The sequence below is a fragment of the Oceanisphaera sp. genome (assembly GCF_052084945.1).
Classification (GTDB): Bacteria; Pseudomonadota; Gammaproteobacteria; order Enterobacterales; family Aeromonadaceae; genus Oceanimonas.
On sequence record NZ_JBQDEX010000039.1, the window covers coordinates 1 to 20,675 of the forward strand.

At 46.1% G+C, this 20,675-nt stretch carries 15 protein-coding genes, 1 tRNA gene and 1 riboswitch; of the genes, 8 read left to right on the forward strand and 8 right to left on the reverse strand.

The window, feature by feature from the left end; translation table 11 throughout:
* Window positions 1-105: 105 nt before the first annotated feature.
* A tRNA-Asn gene (locus ACTHY5_RS05405) sits at window positions 106-181 on the forward strand.
* A 113-nt stretch (window positions 182-294) separates the two neighbouring features.
* On the forward strand, window positions 295-2,103 hold the full coding sequence (locus ACTHY5_RS05410; RefSeq protein ID WP_441877475.1) for an EAL domain-containing protein: 1,809 nt from the start codon (window positions 295-297) through the stop codon (window positions 2,101-2,103).
* Here ACTHY5_RS05410 and ACTHY5_RS05415 read toward each other — a convergent pair.
* Complete coding sequence (locus tag ACTHY5_RS05415; protein ID WP_441877478.1) at window positions 2,100-2,585, reverse strand: hypothetical protein; 486 nt, start codon at window positions 2,583-2,585, stop codon at window positions 2,100-2,102. The genes ACTHY5_RS05410 and ACTHY5_RS05415 overlap by 4 nt on opposite strands.
* Before the next feature lie 201 nt (window positions 2,586-2,786).
* Here ACTHY5_RS05415 and ACTHY5_RS05420 point away from each other — a divergent pair, with 201 nt between their 5' ends.
* Window positions 2,787-3,179 carry a MerR family transcriptional regulator gene (locus ACTHY5_RS05420; RefSeq protein WP_441877481.1) on the forward strand — a complete coding sequence of 131 codons (393 nt, stop codon included), beginning with the start codon at window positions 2,787-2,789 and terminating at the stop codon, window positions 3,177-3,179.
* A 67-nt stretch (window positions 3,180-3,246) separates the two neighbouring features.
* On the opposite strand, the gene aroA is transcribed toward ACTHY5_RS05420, so the two are convergent.
* The 4 genes from aroA to gyrA form a co-directional block, all read right to left on the reverse strand.
* Window positions 3,247-4,527, reverse strand: coding sequence for a 3-phosphoshikimate 1-carboxyvinyltransferase (gene aroA, locus ACTHY5_RS05425; protein ID WP_441877484.1), 1,281 nt, complete (start codon window positions 4,525-4,527; stop codon window positions 3,247-3,249).
* Window positions 4,528-4,680: 153 nt separating this feature from the next.
* Window positions 4,681-5,781, reverse strand: a complete 1,101-nt coding sequence (hisC, locus tag ACTHY5_RS05430) for a histidinol-phosphate transaminase (RefSeq protein WP_441877487.1) — start codon at window positions 5,779-5,781, stop codon at window positions 4,681-4,683.
* A 242-nt stretch (window positions 5,782-6,023) separates the two neighbouring features.
* Window positions 6,024-7,115 carry a 3-phosphoserine/phosphohydroxythreonine transaminase gene (serC, locus tag ACTHY5_RS05435; RefSeq protein WP_441877490.1) on the reverse strand — a complete coding sequence of 364 codons (1,092 nt, stop codon included), beginning with the start codon at window positions 7,113-7,115 and terminating at the stop codon, window positions 6,024-6,026.
* Window positions 7,116-7,323: 208 nt separating this feature from the next.
* The gene (gyrA, locus tag ACTHY5_RS05440; protein ID WP_441877493.1) at window positions 7,324-10,095 is read right to left on the reverse strand and encodes a DNA topoisomerase (ATP-hydrolyzing) subunit A; all 2,772 of its coding nucleotides are present in this window, start codon (window positions 10,093-10,095) and stop codon (window positions 7,324-7,326) included.
* Window positions 10,096-10,254: 159 nt separating this feature from the next.
* On the opposite strand from gyrA, the gene ubiG reads away from it, so the two are divergent.
* From ubiG to yfaE, 4 genes are all read left to right on the forward strand, one after another.
* Window positions 10,255-10,968, forward strand: coding sequence for a bifunctional 2-polyprenyl-6-hydroxyphenol methylase/3-demethylubiquinol 3-O-methyltransferase UbiG (gene ubiG / locus ACTHY5_RS05445; protein ID WP_441877496.1), 714 nt, complete (start codon window positions 10,255-10,257; stop codon window positions 10,966-10,968).
* A gap of 686 nt (window positions 10,969-11,654) precedes the next feature.
* Complete coding sequence (gene nrdA, locus ACTHY5_RS05450) at window positions 11,655-13,928, forward strand: class 1a ribonucleoside-diphosphate reductase subunit alpha (protein WP_441877499.1); 2,274 nt, start codon at window positions 11,655-11,657, stop codon at window positions 13,926-13,928.
* 46 nt (window positions 13,929-13,974) lie between these two features.
* Window positions 13,975-15,108 (forward strand): class Ia ribonucleoside-diphosphate reductase subunit beta, encoded by a 1,134-nt coding sequence (gene nrdB / locus ACTHY5_RS05455; protein WP_441877502.1) that lies wholly within the window; start codon window positions 13,975-13,977, stop codon window positions 15,106-15,108.
* The gene (gene yfaE / locus ACTHY5_RS05460; protein ID WP_441877505.1) at window positions 15,105-15,377 is read left to right on the forward strand and encodes a class I ribonucleotide reductase maintenance protein YfaE; all 273 of its coding nucleotides are present in this window, start codon (window positions 15,105-15,107) and stop codon (window positions 15,375-15,377) included. Before nrdB ends, yfaE begins: the two co-directional genes overlap by 4 nt.
* Window positions 15,378-15,452: 75 nt before the next feature.
* Here yfaE and ACTHY5_RS05465 read toward each other — a convergent pair whose 3' ends face one another.
* On the reverse strand, window positions 15,453-15,611 hold the full coding sequence (locus tag ACTHY5_RS05465) for a YqaE/Pmp3 family membrane protein (RefSeq protein WP_441877508.1): 159 nt from the start codon (window positions 15,609-15,611) through the stop codon (window positions 15,453-15,455).
* Window positions 15,612-15,672: 61 nt separating this feature from the next.
* A complete protein-coding gene (locus tag ACTHY5_RS05470; protein ID WP_441877511.1) occupies window positions 15,673-15,957 on the reverse strand; it encodes a DUF1496 domain-containing protein in 285 nt (94 codons plus the stop codon).
* Between the two features lie 89 nt (window positions 15,958-16,046).
* On the opposite strand from ACTHY5_RS05470, the gene ACTHY5_RS05475 reads away from it, so the two are divergent.
* Window positions 16,047-18,413 (forward strand): fatty acid cis/trans isomerase, encoded by a 2,367-nt coding sequence (locus ACTHY5_RS05475; protein WP_441877514.1) that lies wholly within the window; start codon window positions 16,047-16,049, stop codon window positions 18,411-18,413.
* 422 nt (window positions 18,414-18,835) lie between these two features.
* Here ACTHY5_RS05475 and ACTHY5_RS05480 read toward each other — a convergent pair whose 3' ends face one another.
* A complete protein-coding gene (locus tag ACTHY5_RS05480) occupies window positions 18,836-20,089 on the reverse strand; it encodes a D-amino acid dehydrogenase (RefSeq protein ID WP_441877517.1) in 1,254 nt (417 codons plus the stop codon).
* 170 nt (window positions 20,090-20,259) lie between these two features.
* A riboswitch (glycine riboswitch) is annotated at window positions 20,260-20,368 on the reverse strand.
* Window positions 20,369-20,675: the final 307 nt, after the last annotated feature.

The window sequence follows — 20,675 nt, forward strand, 5'->3', positions numbered from 1 at the left end:
GCCGGACTGTTAATCCGTATGTCGCTGGTTCAAGTCCAGCAAGGGGAGCCATATTTAATACCTGAATGTTACACCTGTTAACGCTCAGTCACCGTTTTAAGTTGTTCCCCTTTAGTTCAGTTGGTAGAACGCCGGACTGTTAATCCGTATGTCACTGGTTCAAGTCCAGTAAGGGGAGCCAATTTCTTGTCTTATCGAACAATTCCAGCTATAAATACCCCACTGTGTAACTCGTCTGAACCCTTTCAGTCGCGTGCTATCTTTTAAATACCTCGTTTAACAAGGATTGTGGCTATGCGGGAAACTCGTCCCTTTGGTCAGACGTTGCTGTTGTTAGGATCTATGACTCTTTTACTCAGCATGTTACTGCCCTGGTGGGCCAGCTATAACTCACTGGAACAACAAGTCACCAATATTAATCATCACCTTGCGCAGATTATTGAAGCCCCTTCTTCGTCTTTGCCACTGTTCAATATTGCTGAGCTGTCTAGCGGGCGCCCCATAGAGACTCAAAGTCAGGCATGGTGGTTTGGCCAGGCCGCCGCTAATCATCAATATACCCTTGATAACACGCCCATTTTTTATCGACTTGATATCACAACCGCAACTCGCCAGTGGGCACAGGTCTCACTACCTTTAGTGCTACTGACATTACTTATTTTTACGTTTTTATATTGGCGTTGGCGCAAGACGCAGCGCAGTCAAGATCACTACTTTCACACATTACTGCACGCTCCTGAACAAGCGCAACCCAATAGCAAACACCCCATAGAACAAGGCATAGTCGAGCTTTACCGTCATTACCATGGCCAATTAGACAACCTACAGCTACAACTTGAAAAAGCCCAGTACCAAAGCCACCAAGACAGTTTAACCGACTTAGGCAACCGCTTTGCCTTTCGCCGAGATCTTAACCTTATTTTGGATGATGAAAATCAACTGGCCACCACCACTTTAATGATGGTGCGTGCCAGTGCCTTGCAAGAAATTAATACTGAGCACGGTTTTCAGGCGGGCGATCAATACTTACAAGATATCGTCAAACTAGTACGTAAAACCATTCAATCTGAGCTAGGGGCCACAGCCTATCGCGTGAGTGGTACCGATATTGCCGTGTTAATGAAAGGACAATGCGAGCCAATCTCCAAGCAATTGGGCACCTTGTTAACGCAAGAATTACACCACTACCAGCATGTGCACCACCTTAGTTGTGCCGCTTACATTGGCTTTACTCAGCTATTGTCAGGTCAAGCTGCTGAGCAGGGGCTTATTCGGGCAGACTTAGCGCTCGCTCAAGCCCAAGGGGGAGAGCCCAACAGCTGGAGCATGGTATTAAAACAAGGTGATAGTGAAAATCTTGGTGAAAGCCAGTGGCGCCAACGCCTACAAAGTATGCTTACCGAACAGCGAATTTTGCTGCAAGTACAACCAGTTAAAGTATATAAACAGGAAATGCTGGGATATAACGAAATTTTCACTCGGTTTCCCAACGAAGAAGGTGGTACTTATCAAGCCGGCACCGTGTTTGCCATGCTTCAGCGTTTAAATATGTCGATGCTATTTGAACAGAAAATTATCGAAATGATTTTGCAACAGGTACAGCACCATGTGTTGTCTCAACAGCGCTGGGCCATTAATCTGACGCCTGCCAGCTTACAGCAAAACTCATTTTTAATTTGGTTAGAGCGCATACTAATGCGTGATCGCGATATTAGTGCCAAATTGGTATTTGAACTCGACGAGCAAGTATTACAGCATCAACTGGTTGCCGGTAAACGCTTACTTGAGATGATTCGCCGCTCTGGAGCTCGCTTTGCGGTAAGCCGCTTTGGCCATGGCTATGGTTCATTTCGTTTGCTAAAAGAAATAAAGCCCGATTACGTTAAGCTGGATGGCTTGCTGGTTAGACAAATTCAAGAAGACAGCACCACGCTACAGTTTATTCGTATGATTGTTGATTTAGCCCAGCGTTTAGGCTGCTTTGTTATTGCTGAAGGCGTAGAAACAGAACAACAAAAAGATTTGCTTGAATCGATGCATATTGATGGGGTGCAAGGTTACTTGATTGCTAAACCCTGTGATATCAACAACTTTAAGATTTAATGTTTAAGCCGGATCAATTGATTGATTAATTCACCCAGATATCGATAGCGTTGTAACTCTTCGGGATTGTAACGCGTTGACATGATAGCCGGATTTTTTCTGTGCTTTAAATAGCGCATAATTTGTAGACGATTAAAACCACCAATCTGATACACTAAATTCAGTAATTGATTAATCTGTTCCGACTCTAAACCACAAAGCTCACCATAGCCCTCGTTTAGCGGGCTATAAATATTAACGTCAACCTCAATCAGAGTGCCAGCCTCTTGCAGATATTCTAGCCATTGTTCAACATACATTGGTTTAGTGCCGGATAAAAGTTCAAAAAAACCTTGCCCCGAACGACACCCTGTCAATAATGCTACCGCCAGCGAGTCCTGATCACACATAAAGGTCGCCGCCCCACTCTCTCCCCAGTCGAGTGCCTGTATACGAATTTCAGCTTGGCCACCTTGGGCTCCCAGTACCTTAAAAATAAACACACTCTCGCTCCTTTATGATGATAATAAACACGAACAGACACGGCTCATATCAATCGAAAAAACTACCTGATAGGCCGAATAAATTCGACCCTACGCTCGGGGTAGATTGGTATAATAAAGCAAAACCTCGCTTCACAGCTTTCATTTATGAGTGTAAAGTGATGAGCTTTATCTTAATGCTAATGGTGAGGAGTTTTTGTCATGTCCAATAAAGAAGTGGCCTATCGTATTTCTGAATTGGCTCATGAATTTGAGATCACTCCTCGCACCTTGCGCCATTACGAAGAATTGGGGCTGCTCACTCCTAAACGTAAGGGAAATACACGCCTGTACAGTCATAAAGATAAATTTAGATTAGCTCTCACTATTAGAGGGAAACGCCTCGGCTTTAGTTTGGCAGAAATGCGTGAACTCTTCGAACTCTATGATGCCGAGCATCGTACCCGCCCACAGTTATATTCTATGGTGGCCATGATAGAAGAAAAACGTGCCAGCTTACGCCAACAGCAAGAAGACATAGAAAAAGTACTAGCAGAGCTTGATGCCGCCGACATTAAAGCCCGCGACACCCTAGAGAAAATGAAACACCATTAAACAAACCCAGCGCCAAGGCAAACAAAGAAAAGTACTTTCTTTTAACTGAGCGCTTGGCGCTATTAGATTACCCGCTAATGCTGGCCAACTTCTCAAAGTAGTCAGGGAAGGTTTTAGAGGTGCATTTGGGATCTAAAATCACCACAGGCGTGTCACTGAGTGCCACCAGTGAAAAGCACATTGCGATACGATGATCGTTATAAGTGGCAATCTCCGCCTCTTGTAGCTGCGTCGCTGGCGTCACCACTAAGTAATCCTCCCCTTCTTCCACCTCCACACCCAGCTTTTTCAACTCGGTGGCCATCGCATATAAGCGATCGGTTTCTTTTACTCGCCAGTTATAGATATTACGTAGCCGTGTGGTACCGGTGGCAAACAAGGCAGCAGTAGCAATCGTCATAGCCGCATCGGGAATATGATTCATATCTAGGTCAACCGCTTGTAGTGGGCCCACATGTTCGGCTTCAATAAAATCATCACCCCAGGTAATTTTTGCGCCCATGGCTTGCAGCACATCGGCAAAACGAATGTCGCCTTGTACACTGTTACGACCAATGCCGGTGACTCTTACTTTGCCTTTAATGGCGCCAGCGGCTAAAAAGTAAGAGGCAGAAGACGCATCCCCTTCAACTAAAAACTCACCCGGCGATACATAGTGTTGGTTACCTTTAAGATAAAACGTTTGGTAGTTATCGTGCTCTAACTCTATGCCAAACTGACTCATGGTATGCAAAGTAATATCAATATAAGGCTTAGACACTAACTCGCCTTTAATGTGCACCCGAATATCACCCGAGGCCATAGGTGCGGCCATCAGTAATGCGGTTAAAAACTGGCTAGAAACAGAGCCATCAATGTGCACATCACCGCCCCACAAGCCTTTACCATTAATAAATACCGGCGGATAACCATCATTTTTAAGATAGCTAATATCAGCTCCAGCCTCACGCAGCGCATCTACTAAGTGCCCAATGGGACGCTCCCACATCCGTGGCTCACCTGTCAGCGTAAACTCACCCGTTCCCAGTGCAAGAGCTGCACATAAAGGGCGCATGGCCGTACCGGCATTGCCTAAAAACAAAGATATGGGCTCGCTGGCACTAAAAGCACGTCCTAGGCCGTGAACCACACATTCGGTTTTATCGTCAGATAATTCATATTGCACGCCCAGGGTTTTTAACGCATCCAACATATAGCGAATATCATCACTATCTAACAGATTGGTTAGGCGCGTCACTCCCTGAGCCTGTGCGGCCAACAACAAAGCACGGTTAGAGAGCGACTTAGAGCCGGGTAAATTTACCGTGCCCGCAACATGGGCAATAGGAGACAGAGTAAGGCTTTCCATAACATTCCTAGAGTAAGGCTAAACAAAACAGGGCAATATCAACGTAACAGCTGCTTATTAATCGTCACAGATCAGGCGTGAGCATAGCAGGCAAACACGCTAGCAACGGTAGCAAGGCTAAGACGCCTAGGCAAGGCGCCTTAATCACACCGCTTAAGCAAGCACCTTGGTGAGCGCTTCAAGACAGCGTTGGTTCTCATGCTCAAGGCCAATACTAATACGCAAGCAGTGAGGCAACCCATATCCGGCTATCGGGCGTACTATCACACCTTCACGCAATAACGCCTCATACACAGGCATGGCATCACCTTGCAAGTCGAGGGTAATAAAGTTGCCGCGCGAGGGCACATAGCGCAAGTTCTGACTCTCAAAGAAAGCCTCATAACGTGCCATTTCGCGTCGATTGAGCGCCACCGCTTCTGATAAATAGGCCTCATCCCCTAGCGCAGCTTCGGCAGCGGCCAAAGCTAGGCTATTGCAATTAAAGGGCTCACGCACTCGATTTAAGACCCCAATCAACTCCGGATCCGCCACCATATAGCCCACTCGCAAGCCGGCCAAACCATAAGCTTTTGAAAAAGTACGCGATACAATCAAGTTAGGGTATTGTGCCAACCACTCAATAGAGGGGTGACGTTCTTCCTCAGACACATACTCGGTGTAGGCTTCATCTAAAATCACCAACACATGACTGGGCACCTTGGTTAAAAACGCCGCCAACGCAGCTTTACTTAAAAAAGTGCCGGTGGGGTTATTCGGGTTAGTAATACACACCAGCTTGGTCTGCTCAGTAATAGCAGCCGCCATGGCATCTAGGTCATGACCTAAGTCTTTTGCCGGCACCACCACCGCCTGTGCACCATGGGCTTGGGTTGCCATGGCATACACTATAAAGGTGTATTGTGAAAATACCACCTGCTGCTTGGCGCCCACAAAGGTGTGAAACACTAAATCAATCAGCTCATTTGAGCCATTACCCAATATCAGTTGCTGAGTGTCTACTCCCAACTTACTGGCCAGAGCTGTCTTTAAGGCAAAGCCGTTGGCATCGGGATAGCGCGCCAGCTCAGGTAAGGCACGTTCAATGGCAGCCTTAGCTTTGGGGCTTAATCCCATGGGATTTTCATTCGATGCCAGTTTAACACTGTGGCTAATACCCAACTCTCGCTCTAACTCCTCCACCGGTTTACCTGGTTGATAAGGGTGCAGCGTCTCTACTCCTGTATTGGCTAGGGCTAAATAATCAATACTCACAACAGCTCCTTTAAATATTTTGAAACAAGGTCAGGGGTAAAGTGGTAAGTGTGAAAAGGACACCTGCCCCAGACCTTAAAGCTATCTCGCAACGAAACGCCAACCCCACAAAAAGATAGAGCGCAAATCTAAAAAATCTTAAGCACTTTTCGCTCTATATCATCTTCATTTTCCGTGGTTTCCGTGTATTCCGTGGCAAAAATAGTTTTTTTAATTAACAGCTTACGGCTTAAAGCTGTGTATTAAGCCTGTTGTTTGGCGAATTTATCCATAAAATCCACTAGCGCTTGTACCCCCTCAATCGGCATGGCGTTGTAAACACTGGCACGCATGCCGCCAACAAGGCGATGGCCTTTTAGTGCTACTAACCCAGCCGCCTTAGCTTGAGTTAAAAACGCCTCGTTTAGGCTGTCGTCTTTTAACTGAAATGGAATATTCATCCAAGAGCGGGCTTGGGGATGTACCGAGTTGCTATAAAAGTCACTGGCATCAACATAGTTATACAGCAAGTCGGCTTTGGCCTTATTGCGCTCGCCCATCGCTGTTACGCCCCCCTGGCGCTTTAACCACTTAAACACCAAGCCGGCTAAGTACCACGCATAAGTGGGTGGCGTGTTCAGCATAGAATCGGCTTTGGCTAACGCGGCATAGTCCATAATGGCTGGGGTATTTGGGAAGGCTTGATCTAATAGGTCTTCACGCACGATCACTACAGCTAAGCCAGACGGGCCAATGTTTTTTTGAGCACCGGCATAAATCAGTCCAAATTTCGTCACATCCACAGGGCGCGATAAAATAGTGGAAGACATGTCTGCCACCAATGGCACATCACCCGTTTCAGGTATAAAGGGATACTCGATGCCGTCTACGGTTTCATTAATGCAGTAATGTACAAAGGCCGCAGTGGGGTCTAAATCCCATTCGGTGGCCAAGGCGCGTGGTCCTTGATCATGCTCTGCTTTCACAAAGCCGTCGAGTACTCGTACTTGACCCACTTTCTCTGCTTCAGCAATGGCAGATTTAGACCATTGCCCGGTCACAATGTAATCAGCCTTAGCATTTTTACCCATCAGGTTAAGGGCTAATGCCGCAAACTGCCCACGACCGCCACCTTGTAAAAACAACACTTTATAGTTGTCTGGGATCTGCATTAAGTCGCGCAAGTCTTGCTCTGCTTGAGTGGCAACGCTAATAAAGTCTTGACTGCGATGACTCAACTCCATCACAGACACACCTAAGTTATTAAAGTTACAAAATTCAGCCTGTGCTTGCTGCATGACTTCAACCGGCAGCATAGCCGGCCCTGCACTGAAGTTATAAACCGTGTTTTCCATTTCCTTGCGCTACCCTATTTGCTAAATAATAAATCAACACACCACATTTAACGTAACCTCAATATGGACGCTACAAGCCTTTTTTTATCACTCATATCGACTTAATAGCATGGTTTTACACCGCAATGCGGTTAAGTTAAAGCAGTTTTGTCTGTTACCTACTAGATAAACGAAAGGGGCCACCAAGGCCCCTTATTATGTTAACAATTTATTGTTCTTGATCTGGCGCTTCTGGTGAGGGTTCTTCACCCTCATCGCCCAGATCATCGGGAGTGTCTGGGGCTTGATTATCAAGCTCACGACCTTCACTATCCAATAAATGCTCGCTATCTAATAATACGTCTTCATCAGGCTCTTCAATACGTTGTAACCCAACAACCAGCTCATCTTCTCCAGTACGAATTAAACGAACCCCTGCGGTATTACGGCCAATGAGGCTTACTTCTAATACGCGAGTACGTACTAAAATGCCGCCATTAGTAATCAGCATAATTTCGTGGCCATCATCCACTTGCGTGGCCCCTACTACCGCCCCGTTACGCTCGCCCACTTTAATGGACACCACGCCCATGGTGCCACGGCTACGGGTTGGGTACTCAGCTAAGCTAGTGCGCTTACCATAACCATTTTCAGTCACAGTTAAGATAGGACCTTCACCTCGCGGTACAATTAATGATACCACTTTGTCATTAGCCCCTAAGCGAATACCACGTACCCCTGCGGCGGTACGACCCATAGGGCGCACCCCTTTAAACGGTTTACTTTCGCCAGCTTCTACAACCTCAGCCTCTTCACCGTCCACCACGTCAACCATGGCTTCTGCGTCACTGGCTTCAGCATCAACATGACCACTGCCCTCCGCAAAGCGCACCACTTTACCCGCATCCGAGAACAACATGATCTCATTGCTGCCATCGGTAATATCCACCCCGATTAACTCATCGCCTTCGCGTAAGTTAATGGCACGAATACCCGAGGCTAATGGGCGAGCAAAAGCAGATAAGCTGGTCTTTTTCACCGTACCATCGGCGGTGGCAAAAAATACATACTTATCGTCACAGTATTCTTGCACCGGCAAAATAGCGGTAATGCGCTCATCTGCATCTAATGGCAACAAGTTAACAATGGGTCGACCGCGGGCAGCACGGCTGGCTTCGGGTAATTGATACACCTTAAGCCAGTACACTTTACCTGCAGTAGAGAAGCACAAAATAGTGTCGTGTGTATTGGCCACTAATAAGCGCTCTACAAAATCTTCTTCTTTCATCTTGGTGGCCGATTTACCACGGCCACCACGACGTTGCGCTTCATAGTCTGTTACCGGCTGATACTTCACATACCCTTCATGAGAGAGCGTAACCACTACGTCTTCACGGTTAATCAAGTCTTCAATATTGATCTCAGAGCTAGAGTTGGTGATGTCGGTACGACGAGCATCGCCATACTGCGTTTTAATTAACTCTAATTCTTCAGTGATCACTTCCATCAAGCGCTCTGGGCTATTAAGAATATAAAGCAACTCGGCAATTAAAGTAAGCAGGCCTTTATACTCTTCCAAAATCTTTTCGTGCTCAAGACCGGTTAAGCGGTGCAGGCGCAAATCAAGAATGGCTTGGGCTTGCTGTTCGGTTAAGTGATATAGACCGTCACGAATACCAAACTCGGGCTCTAACCATTCAGGGCGTGCGGCATCATCACCTGCCTGCTCTAGCATACTGGCCACATTGCCCAGCTGCCAACCTTGGCTTATTAAGCCCACTTTGGCTTCGGCTGCGGTTGATGACGCACGGATCAACTCAATAATCGGGTCGATGTTAGCCAAGGCAATGGCCAAGCCTTCCAAAATATGGGCACGATCACGGGCTTTGCGCAGTTCAAAAATAGTGCGGCGTGTTACTACTTCACGGCGATGCTGAATAAAGCACTTCAACATGTCTTTTAAATTAAAAATGCGTGGCTGATTGTTATCCAATGCCACCATATTAATGCCGAACACATTCTGCATCTGAGTTTGTGAATACAGGTTATTCAAAATAACCTCACCCACTTCCCCCCGGCGCACTTCAATTACGATGCGCATGCCGTCTTTATCAGACTCATCACGCAGTGCCGTGATCCCTTCAATGCGTTTTTCTTTAACCAGCTCAGCAATTTTTTCAATTAAGCGTGCTTTGTTTACCTGATACGGCAACTCAGACACTATGATGGTTTCGCGACCGGTTTTTTCGTCTACTTGGACTTCTGCTAATGCACGCACATAAATTTTGCCACGCCCAGTGCGGTAGGCATCAACAATGCCAGATTTCCCGTTGATAATACCGCCCGTAGGGAAGTCGGGGCCTGGGATCAGCTCAATCAACTGATCGATACTGACCTCTTCATCGTCAATAATCGCCAAGCAACCGTCAATGACTTCGTTGAGGTTATGAGGCGGTATATTAGTCGCCATCCCCACTGCAATGCCTGACGAGCCATTCACCAATAGGTTAGGCACTTTAGTGGGCATTACCGCTGGTATCATTTCAGTGCCGTCGTAGTTGGGCACCCAGTCAACGGTTTCTTTATCTAGATCGGCCAATAATTCGTGGGATATTTTATCCATACGAATTTCGGTATAACGCATGGCGGCGGCTGAGTCACCGTCGACAGAACCAAAGTTACCTTGGCCATCAACCAAGGTATAACGCATCGAAAACTCCTGCGCCATACGTACAATGGTGTCATACACGGCACTATCACCGTGGGGGTGATATTTACCTATTACGTCACCCACCACACGGGCCGATTTCTTATAAGGCTTGTTCCAGTCGTTGCCCAACTCGTTCATGGCAAACAGCACGCGGCGGTGCACTGGCTTCAAACCATCTCGTACATCGGGTAGTGCGCGCCCTACTATTACGCTCATCGCGTAATCTAAGTAGGAACTTTTCAGCTCATCTTCGATGTTTATCGGCATGATTTCTCGGGCCAGATCGGTCATAGCTAGTCTTGTCCCCAGTTTATTGTTGATATCGCAATAAAAAACGCACCATTCTAGCATACAAATACACGCAAAGAGCACTGATGCTGGTAGTGAAAGCCTGCTTGGCTATAATAGTCGCTCTCTCTTGTCATTTAACTTGTCATAAAGGCGCAGTTCATGAACGTAGACCCACAGGAAATCGAAAAATTTGCCGCCATGGCCTCACGCTGGTGGGACTTAAACGGCGACTTTAAGCCCCTGCATACACTTAACCCCGTGCGCTTGGGCTGGATCAGCGATAAAGCCGGCGGCTTATTTGGTAAAAAAACCATAGATATTGGCTGCGGTGGGGGAATTTTAAGTGAAAGTATGGCGCGAGACGGCGCAGACGTCACCGGGCTAGATATGGGACAAGAACCCCTGACAGTGGCTCGCTTGCATGCATTAGAAGCGGGGGTGAGTATTAATTATCGCCAAGGCACTGCTGAACAATTAGCGGCTGAACAACCCGCGCAGTTTGAGGTAGTGACCTGCATGGAAATGCTCGAGCATGTGCCTAATCCAGCCTCTGTGGTACAAGCCTGTGCCGAGTTAGCCAAACCGGGCGCTACTTTGGTGTTTTCTACCATTAATCGCAACCCTAAAGCTTGGTTAATGATGATTATTGGTGCTGAATATGTGTTTAATATGGTGCCAAAAGGCACGCATGATCATAAAAAATTTATCACTCCTGCTGAGCTATGCCAGCATATAGAAGCGGCTGGGTTAGTAGTTAAAGACATTAGCGGCACTGTGTATCAACCTTTAAGTGGTCAATTTAAGCTAAGCCCTGATGCCGACGTTAATTACATGGTGTATGCAGTTAAACCCCACCCCACCACATTAACCTAACACGCAGTTATCTCAAATAGTGCTCACAGCTCAGGTCCTGTCACTTCATCACATCTTTTGCTTGTACTATAAATAAAAATGAGAGGCGTGACTTAGTCAGTTCGGCCTGCATAACGGCCGAACAAAGGGATCTTCTTCACCGACACGCTGCGGGGCTAATGATACTCACCATATCAGCCTACTGCGAACATTCACTGGATGTTCGTTAGGCCGATACCGTTCGTCACGGCGAGCAAGCTCAGGCCATGCAGCATGATTTGCATGGCACCTAAAGGTTGCTTGGATCAGAACACACCCATAGTCGTTTTGCCGTAATGTGAGGCGTAAAAAGACACGCTTACAGCCAAGCGCTGAAAGATCCAACAAGATCGTTAATTCAACATTTTTGCAAGCCAAATATTTTTTAAATCTTTCTTACTGCGCAGAAAAACAGCAATCAATCGCCAACGCCAGACGCTGAAAGGCGTCGCCGCTAGCAAGCGCAAATCTTTTACTTCATCAGGGCATCATTGCAGTGTCTCCCCCCCTTGAGATATTTTCCTCTAGGTTCTATATTGTGCACGCATAACGACGGCAATAACTATATATTGTGTTATGTTTACTAACTCAACACACTATATGGTAAATCGCATTAGCACGTGCGCCTCCTATAGCACAATAACATTTACGACTAAAAGGGCTGTTTCATGAATAAAAATCTGCTGGTCACCAAGCGCTCTGGTGTTAAAGAACACCTTGATCTTGATAAAATCCATCGCGTACTCGATTGGGCAGCAGAAGGGTTAGATAATGTGTCTGTGTCTCAAGTTGAGCTACGTTCGCATATCCAATTTTATGAAGGTATTCGCACCGAAGATATCCATGAAACCATTATTAAAGCCGCCGCGGATCTGATCTCAGAAGAGACCCCAGATTACCAATACTTGTCAGCACGCTTAGCAGTATTTCATTTACGTAAAAAAGCCTATGGCCGTTTTACTCCTCCGCACCTCTACGATCATGTAGCGCGCCTTACGGAGCTTGGCAAGTATGACCAACATATTTTGGCCGATTACAGCCGCGATGAACTCAATATTCTAAATGACTATATTGATCATGACCGCGACCTTAACTTCTCTTATGCCGCCGTTAAGCAGCTAGAAGGTAAGTATTTAGTACAAAACCGCATTAATGGCGATATTTACGAAAGCCCACAGTTTTTGTATATGTTAGTGGCAGCTTGCTTATTCTCTAAGTACCCTGCAGACACACGTATTAGCTATATTACGCGCTTTTATGATGCTATTTCTCTGTTTAAAGTATCACTACCAACGCCCATTATGGCCGGCGTACGTACTCCTACCCGTCAATTTAGCTCTTGCGTACTTATCGAGTGCGGTGACAGCCTAGACTCTATTAATGCCACCTCAAGCGCCATTGTACGTTATGTTTCACAGCGTGCAGGTATTGGTATTAATGCGGGCCGTATTCGTGCGCTGGGTAGCCCTATTCGCAGTGGTGAAGCCTTTCATACTGGCTGTATTCCGTTTTATAAACACTTTCAAACCGCGGTCAAGTGCTGCTCGCAAGGCGGGGTACGCGGTGGAGCGGCCACCTTGTTCTACCCTATGTGGCATTTAGAAGTTGAGTCTTTGCTGGTATTAAAAAATAACCGCGGGGTAGAAGAAAACCGTGTGCGCCACATGGACTATGGCGTGCAAATTAACCGCTTAATGTATCAGCGTCTCATTAAAGGCGGCGATATTACCTTGTTCTCGCCCTCAGATGTGCCTGGGCTTTATGATGCCTTCTTTGAAGATCAGGCTAAATTTGAAGCACTTTACTTACAATATGAGCAAGACCCCAGCATTCGCAAACGCACCATTAAAGCGTTAGAGCTGTTTTCATTAATGATGCAAGAGCGTGCGGGTACGGGCCGTATCTATATTCAACATGTGGATCACTGTAATACTCACAGCCCGTTTGACTCAAGCGTGGCTCCCATTCGCCAAAGTAACTTGTGCTTAGAAATTGCCTTACCAACTAAGCCATTGACGGATGTGAATGACGCCGAGGGAGAGATTGCGCTCTGTACGCTCTCAGCCTTTAATCTAGGTGCTATTAACGACTTAAGTGAACTCGAAGGTCTAGCAGACTTAGCGGTGCGCGCCCTTGATGCCTTGCTTGATTATCAAGACTATCCATTATTAGCCGCACAAAATGGCTCAATGAATCGGCGCACCTTAGGTATAGGCGTCATTAACTACGCCTATTACTTAGCGAAGCATGGTGTGAAGTACTCCGATGGCAGCGCACTGGGCTTAACCCATAAAACCTTTGAAGCCATTCAATATTACTTATTGAAAGCCTCTACACAGCTTGCTGAAGAGTTTGGCCCCTGCCCTTCTTTTGGCGAAACAACTTATGCCCAAGGCATTTTGCCGATAGATACCTATAAGAAAGACCTAGATGTTATCTGCCAAGAGCCGCTACACCTAGACTGGGAAAGCTTGCGTGAGCAAATTAAAACCCAAGGGCTACGTAACAGTACTCTAACGGCACTAATGCCATCAGAAACCTCGAGCCAAATCTCTAACGCTACCAATGGTATTGAGCCACCACGGGGATTAGTGTCGGTGAAAGCCTCTAAAGACGGTATCTTAAAACAAGTGGTGCCGGATTATGTTGAGCTTAAAGATCAATATGAACTGTTATGGCAAATGCCTTCTAACGATGGCTATTTGCACTTAGTGGGTGTGATGCAAAAATTTGTTGACCAAGCCATTTCTGCAAACACCAGTTACGACCCAAGCCGATTTGACGCAGGCCGAGTACCCATGAAGCAGCTATTAAAAGACTTGCTCACGGCCTACAAATTTGGCCTTAAAACGCTGTATTACCACAATACTCGCGATGGTGCAGCTGACGCCCAAAACGACATGCAAGAAGATGATTGTGCCGGTGGCGCCTGCAAAATTTAATATTGATGGCGAGAGCTTCTCTCGCCATGTGAAGTGAGATTGCACTATGTCTTATACAACTTTTAGTCAAATTCAAAACGATCATATGCAAGAGCCCATGTTTTTGGGGAATCACGTGAACGTGGCACGCTATGATCAACAAAAATACGATGTATTTGAAAAGCTGATTGAAAAACAGCTGTCTTTTTTCTGGCGTCCAGAAGAAGTGGATGTATCCCAAGACCGCATTGATTATCAAGCGCTGCCGGATCACGAAAAGCATATTTTTATCAGTAATTTAAAATATCAAACCCTGCTAGATTCAATTCAGGGGCGCAGCCCTAACGTGGCGTTACTGCCGTTGGTGTCTATTCCTGAACTAGAAACCTGGGTAGAAACCTGGGCATTTTCTGAAACCATTCACTCGCGCTCTTATACGCATATTATTCGTAATATTGTGCATGATCCCGGCGTGGTGTTTGACGACATTGTGGCCAATGAAGAAATTCTTAAGCGTGCTGGTGATATTGCCCACTACTATGACGAGCTGATCCGCTACACCAGCCTTTATCACTTGCACGGTGAAGGCCCGCTTGAGCATAAAGGCAAGCCGCTAGAGATTAGCCGCTACGAGCTAAAGAAAAAGCTCTATTTATGCTTAATGAGTGTCAACGTATTAGAAGCCATTCGCTTTTATGTCAGCTTTGCCTGCTCGTTTGCCTTTGCCGAACGTGAGCTGATGGAAGGCAACGCCAAAATTATTAAACTCATTGCCCGTGACGAAGCCTTGCACTTAACCGGCACCCAGCACATGATTAATATTTTGCGCGCCGGTGAAGATGATCCTGAAATGGCGCAAATTGCCAAAGAATGTGAGCAGCAATGCTTTGACATCTTCCGTGACGCCGCTATTCAAGAAAAAGAATGGGCTGAGTATCTGTTTAAAGATGGCTCTATGATTGGCTTAAACAAAGATATTTTATGCCAATATGTGGAGTACATTACAAACTTGCGCATGCAAGCGGTTGGTTTAACTCCCGCTTTTGACAGTGCAAAACAAAACCCTATTCCGTGGATCAACGCTTGGTTATCGTCAGATAATGTACAGGTTGCGCCACAAGAAGTGGAAATTAGCTCCTACCTGATTGGCCAAATTGATTCACAAATGGATCAAGACGACTTAGGTGACTTTGAGCTGTGAGCAAAGTGTGCACCCAAGCGGTAAGCTTTGAACTAAAAGCCGGGGAAACCCTGCTCGATGGTCTTGAGCGCACCGGCCACGATGTAGAGTACCAATGTCGTGGTGGCTACTGTGGCTCTTGCCGTACCACGCTCATTTCAGGGGAAGTTCGTTATTTCACTCCCCCCCTAGCTTTTGTCGGCCAAGGCGAAGTACTGCCTTGTTGCTGCTACCCCAAAGGCGAAGTGGAATTAGATATTGATACGGTACAAGTCAAACAACACGCCTAAAGACGGTTTGCTACGCAGCGAATAGCCAAGCTAAGCGCTGCGTTACCTTGCTCCGTTAAACAGCATACCCTATATTTATTTTTTAGCGATAACCCATACGGCATGTACTATGCCAGGAATGTAGCCAAGTAAGGTCAGTATAATATTAATCCAAAAGTGCTTACCGAATCCGACTTGTAAAAACACCCCCAATGGCGGCAACAATATCGCAATAATAATGCGTATTAAATCCATAATTCGCTCCTTTTATTATCCTTAATACCCAACATAGCGCATGACTAACTTAAGGCACTGTTTAGTTATGCCTAGGATTATCAGAAGATGCAATGGGGAAAGGTAACCAACTTAAGCGACCATTTTGTTCAAACGACTTCTCTCGTTCACAAATAAACAACTGCTTACCCATCTCAATCACTGAGCCTTTTGAATAACGCTGATCCGCATAAAAACACACCGGCTCTAACCCCGAGTTTACATTTAATTCAACTGACGGCTTGGTATGGTGAATAGTATTGGCCGCAGTCGAGAGTGGTTGCAATGCTGAAAGTACCAGCAACAATCCCATTACTTTGTACATCATGCTATCCTTTCTTTCTATCTAAAATACGTATGTCTCATATATAGTAGTCTCATACATACTAACACCCAACACGACTATAAGGCTTATTAATGACTTCTCGATCTTGGCTACTGCTAGTGCTCGCTTTTAGCACCGCCTTTTCTTTCGCTACCGCACAAGCCGGCCTGCATAGCGATATGGCAGCGGCGAGCTCAATCAACCCACCCGTTGATTATCAGAAAGATATTAAGCCTATTTTTGAAAAAAAATGTGTTGCCTGTCATGCCTGTTACGACGCTCCCTGTCAGCTTAAACTTTCCAGTAACGAAGGTGTACTGCGCGGTGCCAGCAAAGACGTTGTTTACAATGGTGCCCGAGCTAAAGATGCGCCACCTTCTCGCTTATATATTGATGCCCATAGCGAACCTGCTTGGCGTGAACGCAACTTTTTTAGTGTGCTAGACAGTAAAAATAACCAAGCAGCTGTTATGTTGCGCAGCCTAGCACTAGGGAAACAATCAAACTGGGGCAATAATCAACGCCTACCACAAGAGTTAGATACCTCAATTAACCGCACTAACCAATGCAGCCAGCCAAGTGAATTTGACCAGTTTGCTAACAAGCACCCACAAGTAGGGATGCCGTTTGCGGTAACAGGATTAACCGATGAAGAATACTTAACCGTAAGCCGCTGGATGACACAAGGAGCCCCAGTCCCAGAGCAGGTGGTCACCTTATCACTGGCACAAACAGCCATGGTTAAACAATGGGAAGATTGGCTAAACCGAAGAAGTCATCGCTATCAGCTGGTAGCACGCTATTTATATGAGCATTGGTTTTTGGCGCAACTGTATTTTAGTGATCAAGATGACAGTGAGCAGGACATTTTCTTTGAATTAGTACGCTCTTATACGCCCCCTGGCGAACCCATAGATATTATTGCAACTACGCGCCCAACAGATCATCCTCACGGCCCTGTTTATTATCGTTTGCGACCACAACTAGAAAGCCGCATTCATAAAACCCATATTACTTATCCCTTAAGCAATAAAAAAATGCAGCGTCTTAATTCGTTGTTTTTTAGCACCGACTGGCGCATTAAAAAAATGCCGCGCTATAACAAAGACTATGCCACTAATCCATTTTTTACTTACAACGCCATTCCGGTAGCTGCACGCTATCAATTTTTACTCGATAACGCTGAATATTTTGTGCGCTCTTTTATTCGAGGCCCTGTGTGTCGTGGTCAAATAGCGACTGATGTCATTCGAGATCAATTCTGGGTCGCCTTCCAAGCGCCAGAGCATGATATTTTTGTTACCGATGCCAGTCACCAAACTCAGGTTAGACCTTGGCTAGGCTTGCCCGGTATAGACACTAACTTACTTAGCCTAGGCGCTGACTGGGCCTCTTACAAAGCAGATCGCAATAGTTATTTGCATCAGCGAAACCTAACTTATGCCAAGCAATACCCACAAGGTCCCAGCCTTAGCCACTTATGGAATGGTGACCAGTATAATGACCAAGCCTTGCTCACAGTGTTTCGCCACCACGACAGTGCCAGTGTAGTTAAGGGCTGGCAAGGCGATACCCCCACCACCATGTGGGTGATGGATTATCCATTACTAGAGCGCTCTTATTACTCACTTGTCGCTAATTTTGATGTGTATGGCAGCGTCTCTCATCAAGCACAAACTCGGCTGTACTTTGATCTTATTCGTAACGGTGCCGAAGCTAATTTATTACGCTTCTTACCCCCTGAGCAACGTAATCCCTTACTACATCAGTGGTACGATAACAGTGGGCGCATTAAATTATTTACCAGTTATGCTGATGTTGATGAGTCGACCCCCAGCCGTATAACAACTGACGCTCAGCGTCCATTAGTCGATTTTAGCCAACAGGTATTAGATAAGCTAAGTGCAGTGGCAGGACCACCGGACTTGCTTAACCGCTGTCAACAAATTGACTGTAACCCGAGCAATAATGAGCCACTAGAAAGTCAACAAGCTCGCATTGACGATCAGCTAAGGCGGCTCACAGGCTTTAGCGCGCGCTTATTACCCGTTATTAAATGGCTACCAGAAGTCACCTTATTGCGTATTGAAGGCGAACATAAGGCTGATCGCCAAGTCTTTAGCCTGCTGCATAATCGTGATCACAGCAACGTCGCCTTTATGACGGGGGAAGATTTGCGCCTGCGGCCAGATAACGACACCTTGAGCATTTTACCCGGTGTGATCAGCAGCTACCCCAACTTTATCTTTAACGTAAAACAAGCCGAGCTGGCCGATTTTATCAGTGCCCTAACCAGCTTAAGAGATCCTGAAGGACTACACGCTATCGCTGAACAATACGGTATTAGACGAACACATCCTGACTTCTGGTTTTACTTTCACGACATGCACAGTTATATGAAAGAAACCACACCGCTAGAAGCAGGTCTGTTAGATATGAATCGCTATGAAAATCTTTAATACCAATCTAAATAGCAATATCAGCTCAATTGCAGCGGGTTATACCAATCTGTAAAACTAACTGATCAAAATTTTTCGCCACGGAACCCACGGAAGAACACGGAAAAATAGAGATAAGATCTGAAAAAGACTTTACAGGGTAAGAGCCAAACACCCAACTATTAGTAGGGGAGCCCTTACCATTAGCCGTCTTTGATTCGTTATCACTTTTCGCTCTTGCCTTTTTCCGTGGATTCCGTGGATTCCGTGGATTCCGTGGCAAAAATAGTCCTTAGTTTTTTACTTAATACAAACTGACCATATACTTACTTAGATTGGTATTAGCTGTATATCTCATAGTGTCTTAGTGCAATAAACAAACATGCCCATCAGTGTGACTAATGGGCATGTTTTTAGCGAGTTGGTGACGTTAATACCGTCTGTTAGCTGGTAACGATACTGGCGTGGCCACCTTGTTTATCACGTTCTGCAGCCACCACACCGGCCACCGTATCGGCAGTAATCCCACTTAACGTCCAGCCTAAGTGACCATGACCTGTGTTGTAAAACACTTGGGGATGGCGACCACGCCCCACTTTAGGCAACATATCGGGCATCATGGGTCTTAGGCCAGCCCAGGGCACCACGCTCTCGGTAGACACGTCAGGAAAATGCCGATTACACCATTTGATCAGCGGATCGATACGGTCTTGACGAATATTACGGTTATCACCATTATATTCAGCCGTACCCGCAATACGAAAACGATCCGGCCCTAAACGACTGGTCACAATCTTCACTTCTTCATCCAACAAAGACACCTGTGGCGCACTGTTGCGGCTTAATTCATCACGTAAGTTCACTGTAATAGAGTAGCCTTTAACGGGATAGATATTGACCCTGTCCCCTAGTTTTTTCGCCAAGGCACGGCTACCTACACCAGCACACACCACCACACCATCAAAATAGTGAGATTGTGCTTTATCGTCTGTCACCCGCACGCCTGAGCCTTCAATACTGACATCGGTCAACTCAGTTTCCATCATAAACTTAACGCCAGCCTTACGAATCGCTTCAGCTAAACCAAAGGTAAAGCTATGAATATCACCGGTACTATCACTCGGCGTCCAAAAGCCACCAATATAATTACCGTGCAAAGTCGGCTCTTTTTGCTTGATATCATCCGCTGTCAACTCAGAACGCTCTAAGCCCCCTTTTGCTAGTAACTTAGTAACGTTACGCGCATGTTCAAGCTCTTTCTGATCTGAATAGATATGCATAATACCGCATTCAGAATAATCAAACTGCACCCCCCACTTCTGCCCTAAGTCAATCAAGTGTTGACGGGCAGCAATAGCAAGACGAGTGGTTTCAATGGTATTACGTTCGTAATGAGGAATGTTGCTCATAAACTCGAGCATCCAGCTTAGCTTATGCCAGCTGGGCTTGGGGTTAACCAGCAGTGGCGCATCAGCTTGCAGCATCCATTTAATGCCTTTTAGTACCGTCGCCCAAGTATTCCATACTTCAGCGTTAGAGGCAGACAGCTGTCCCCCATTGGCAAAACTGGTTTCCATGGCGGCATAACGTTGGCGATCAATCACAGTCACGTCAAATCCCTGCTCAGCTAATTTAGCAGCAGTGGTCACACCGGTAATACCAGCACCTAATACAGCAATTGTTTGCATTTTAGACATAGCAAAGCACTCTTATTTTTGCAGGCGGTTGCATGTAATAACAGCGCAACAATATTTGCCTGACCGCCCCATCCGTCTGGGTGCCTGAGAGATTCACCAACCTTACACCTGTGTAAAGCGGCTTGCTCCTTCGGCGAGTCTAAAGTGCACAGACTACTCTTCGGATATGCCTACAGCCACCGGTCCTTTTGCCTGAGAGTTTACGGGGTCGTTGCTCCTTCGGCGGCACAATACGAGTATCTTACGACATTCTCTTGTGCTCTCTCCCGGATGGCTTGAATACCTATACAATATTTACAAACTAGCAACAATTCAATCTTATTCTGTTATTTATCACTAACAAAATAACGCTTTGTGCGATACCTCTCCTTTTAATCACGCTGAGGCCGCTTGATATCCATCTGAAAAACTAACTGATCTATGCCGCCACGGCTATCTTGATAGTCGTACAGCGCGATATTAGGCGGCTTTAATGTGTTTTGGTATACCTTTCAGATCTAATCACTACTTTCCGTGTTCTTCCGTGTATTCCGTGGCAAAAAGTCTTGCCCCTTAAACAAAAAAAGGGCGCCTAAGCGCCCTTCTG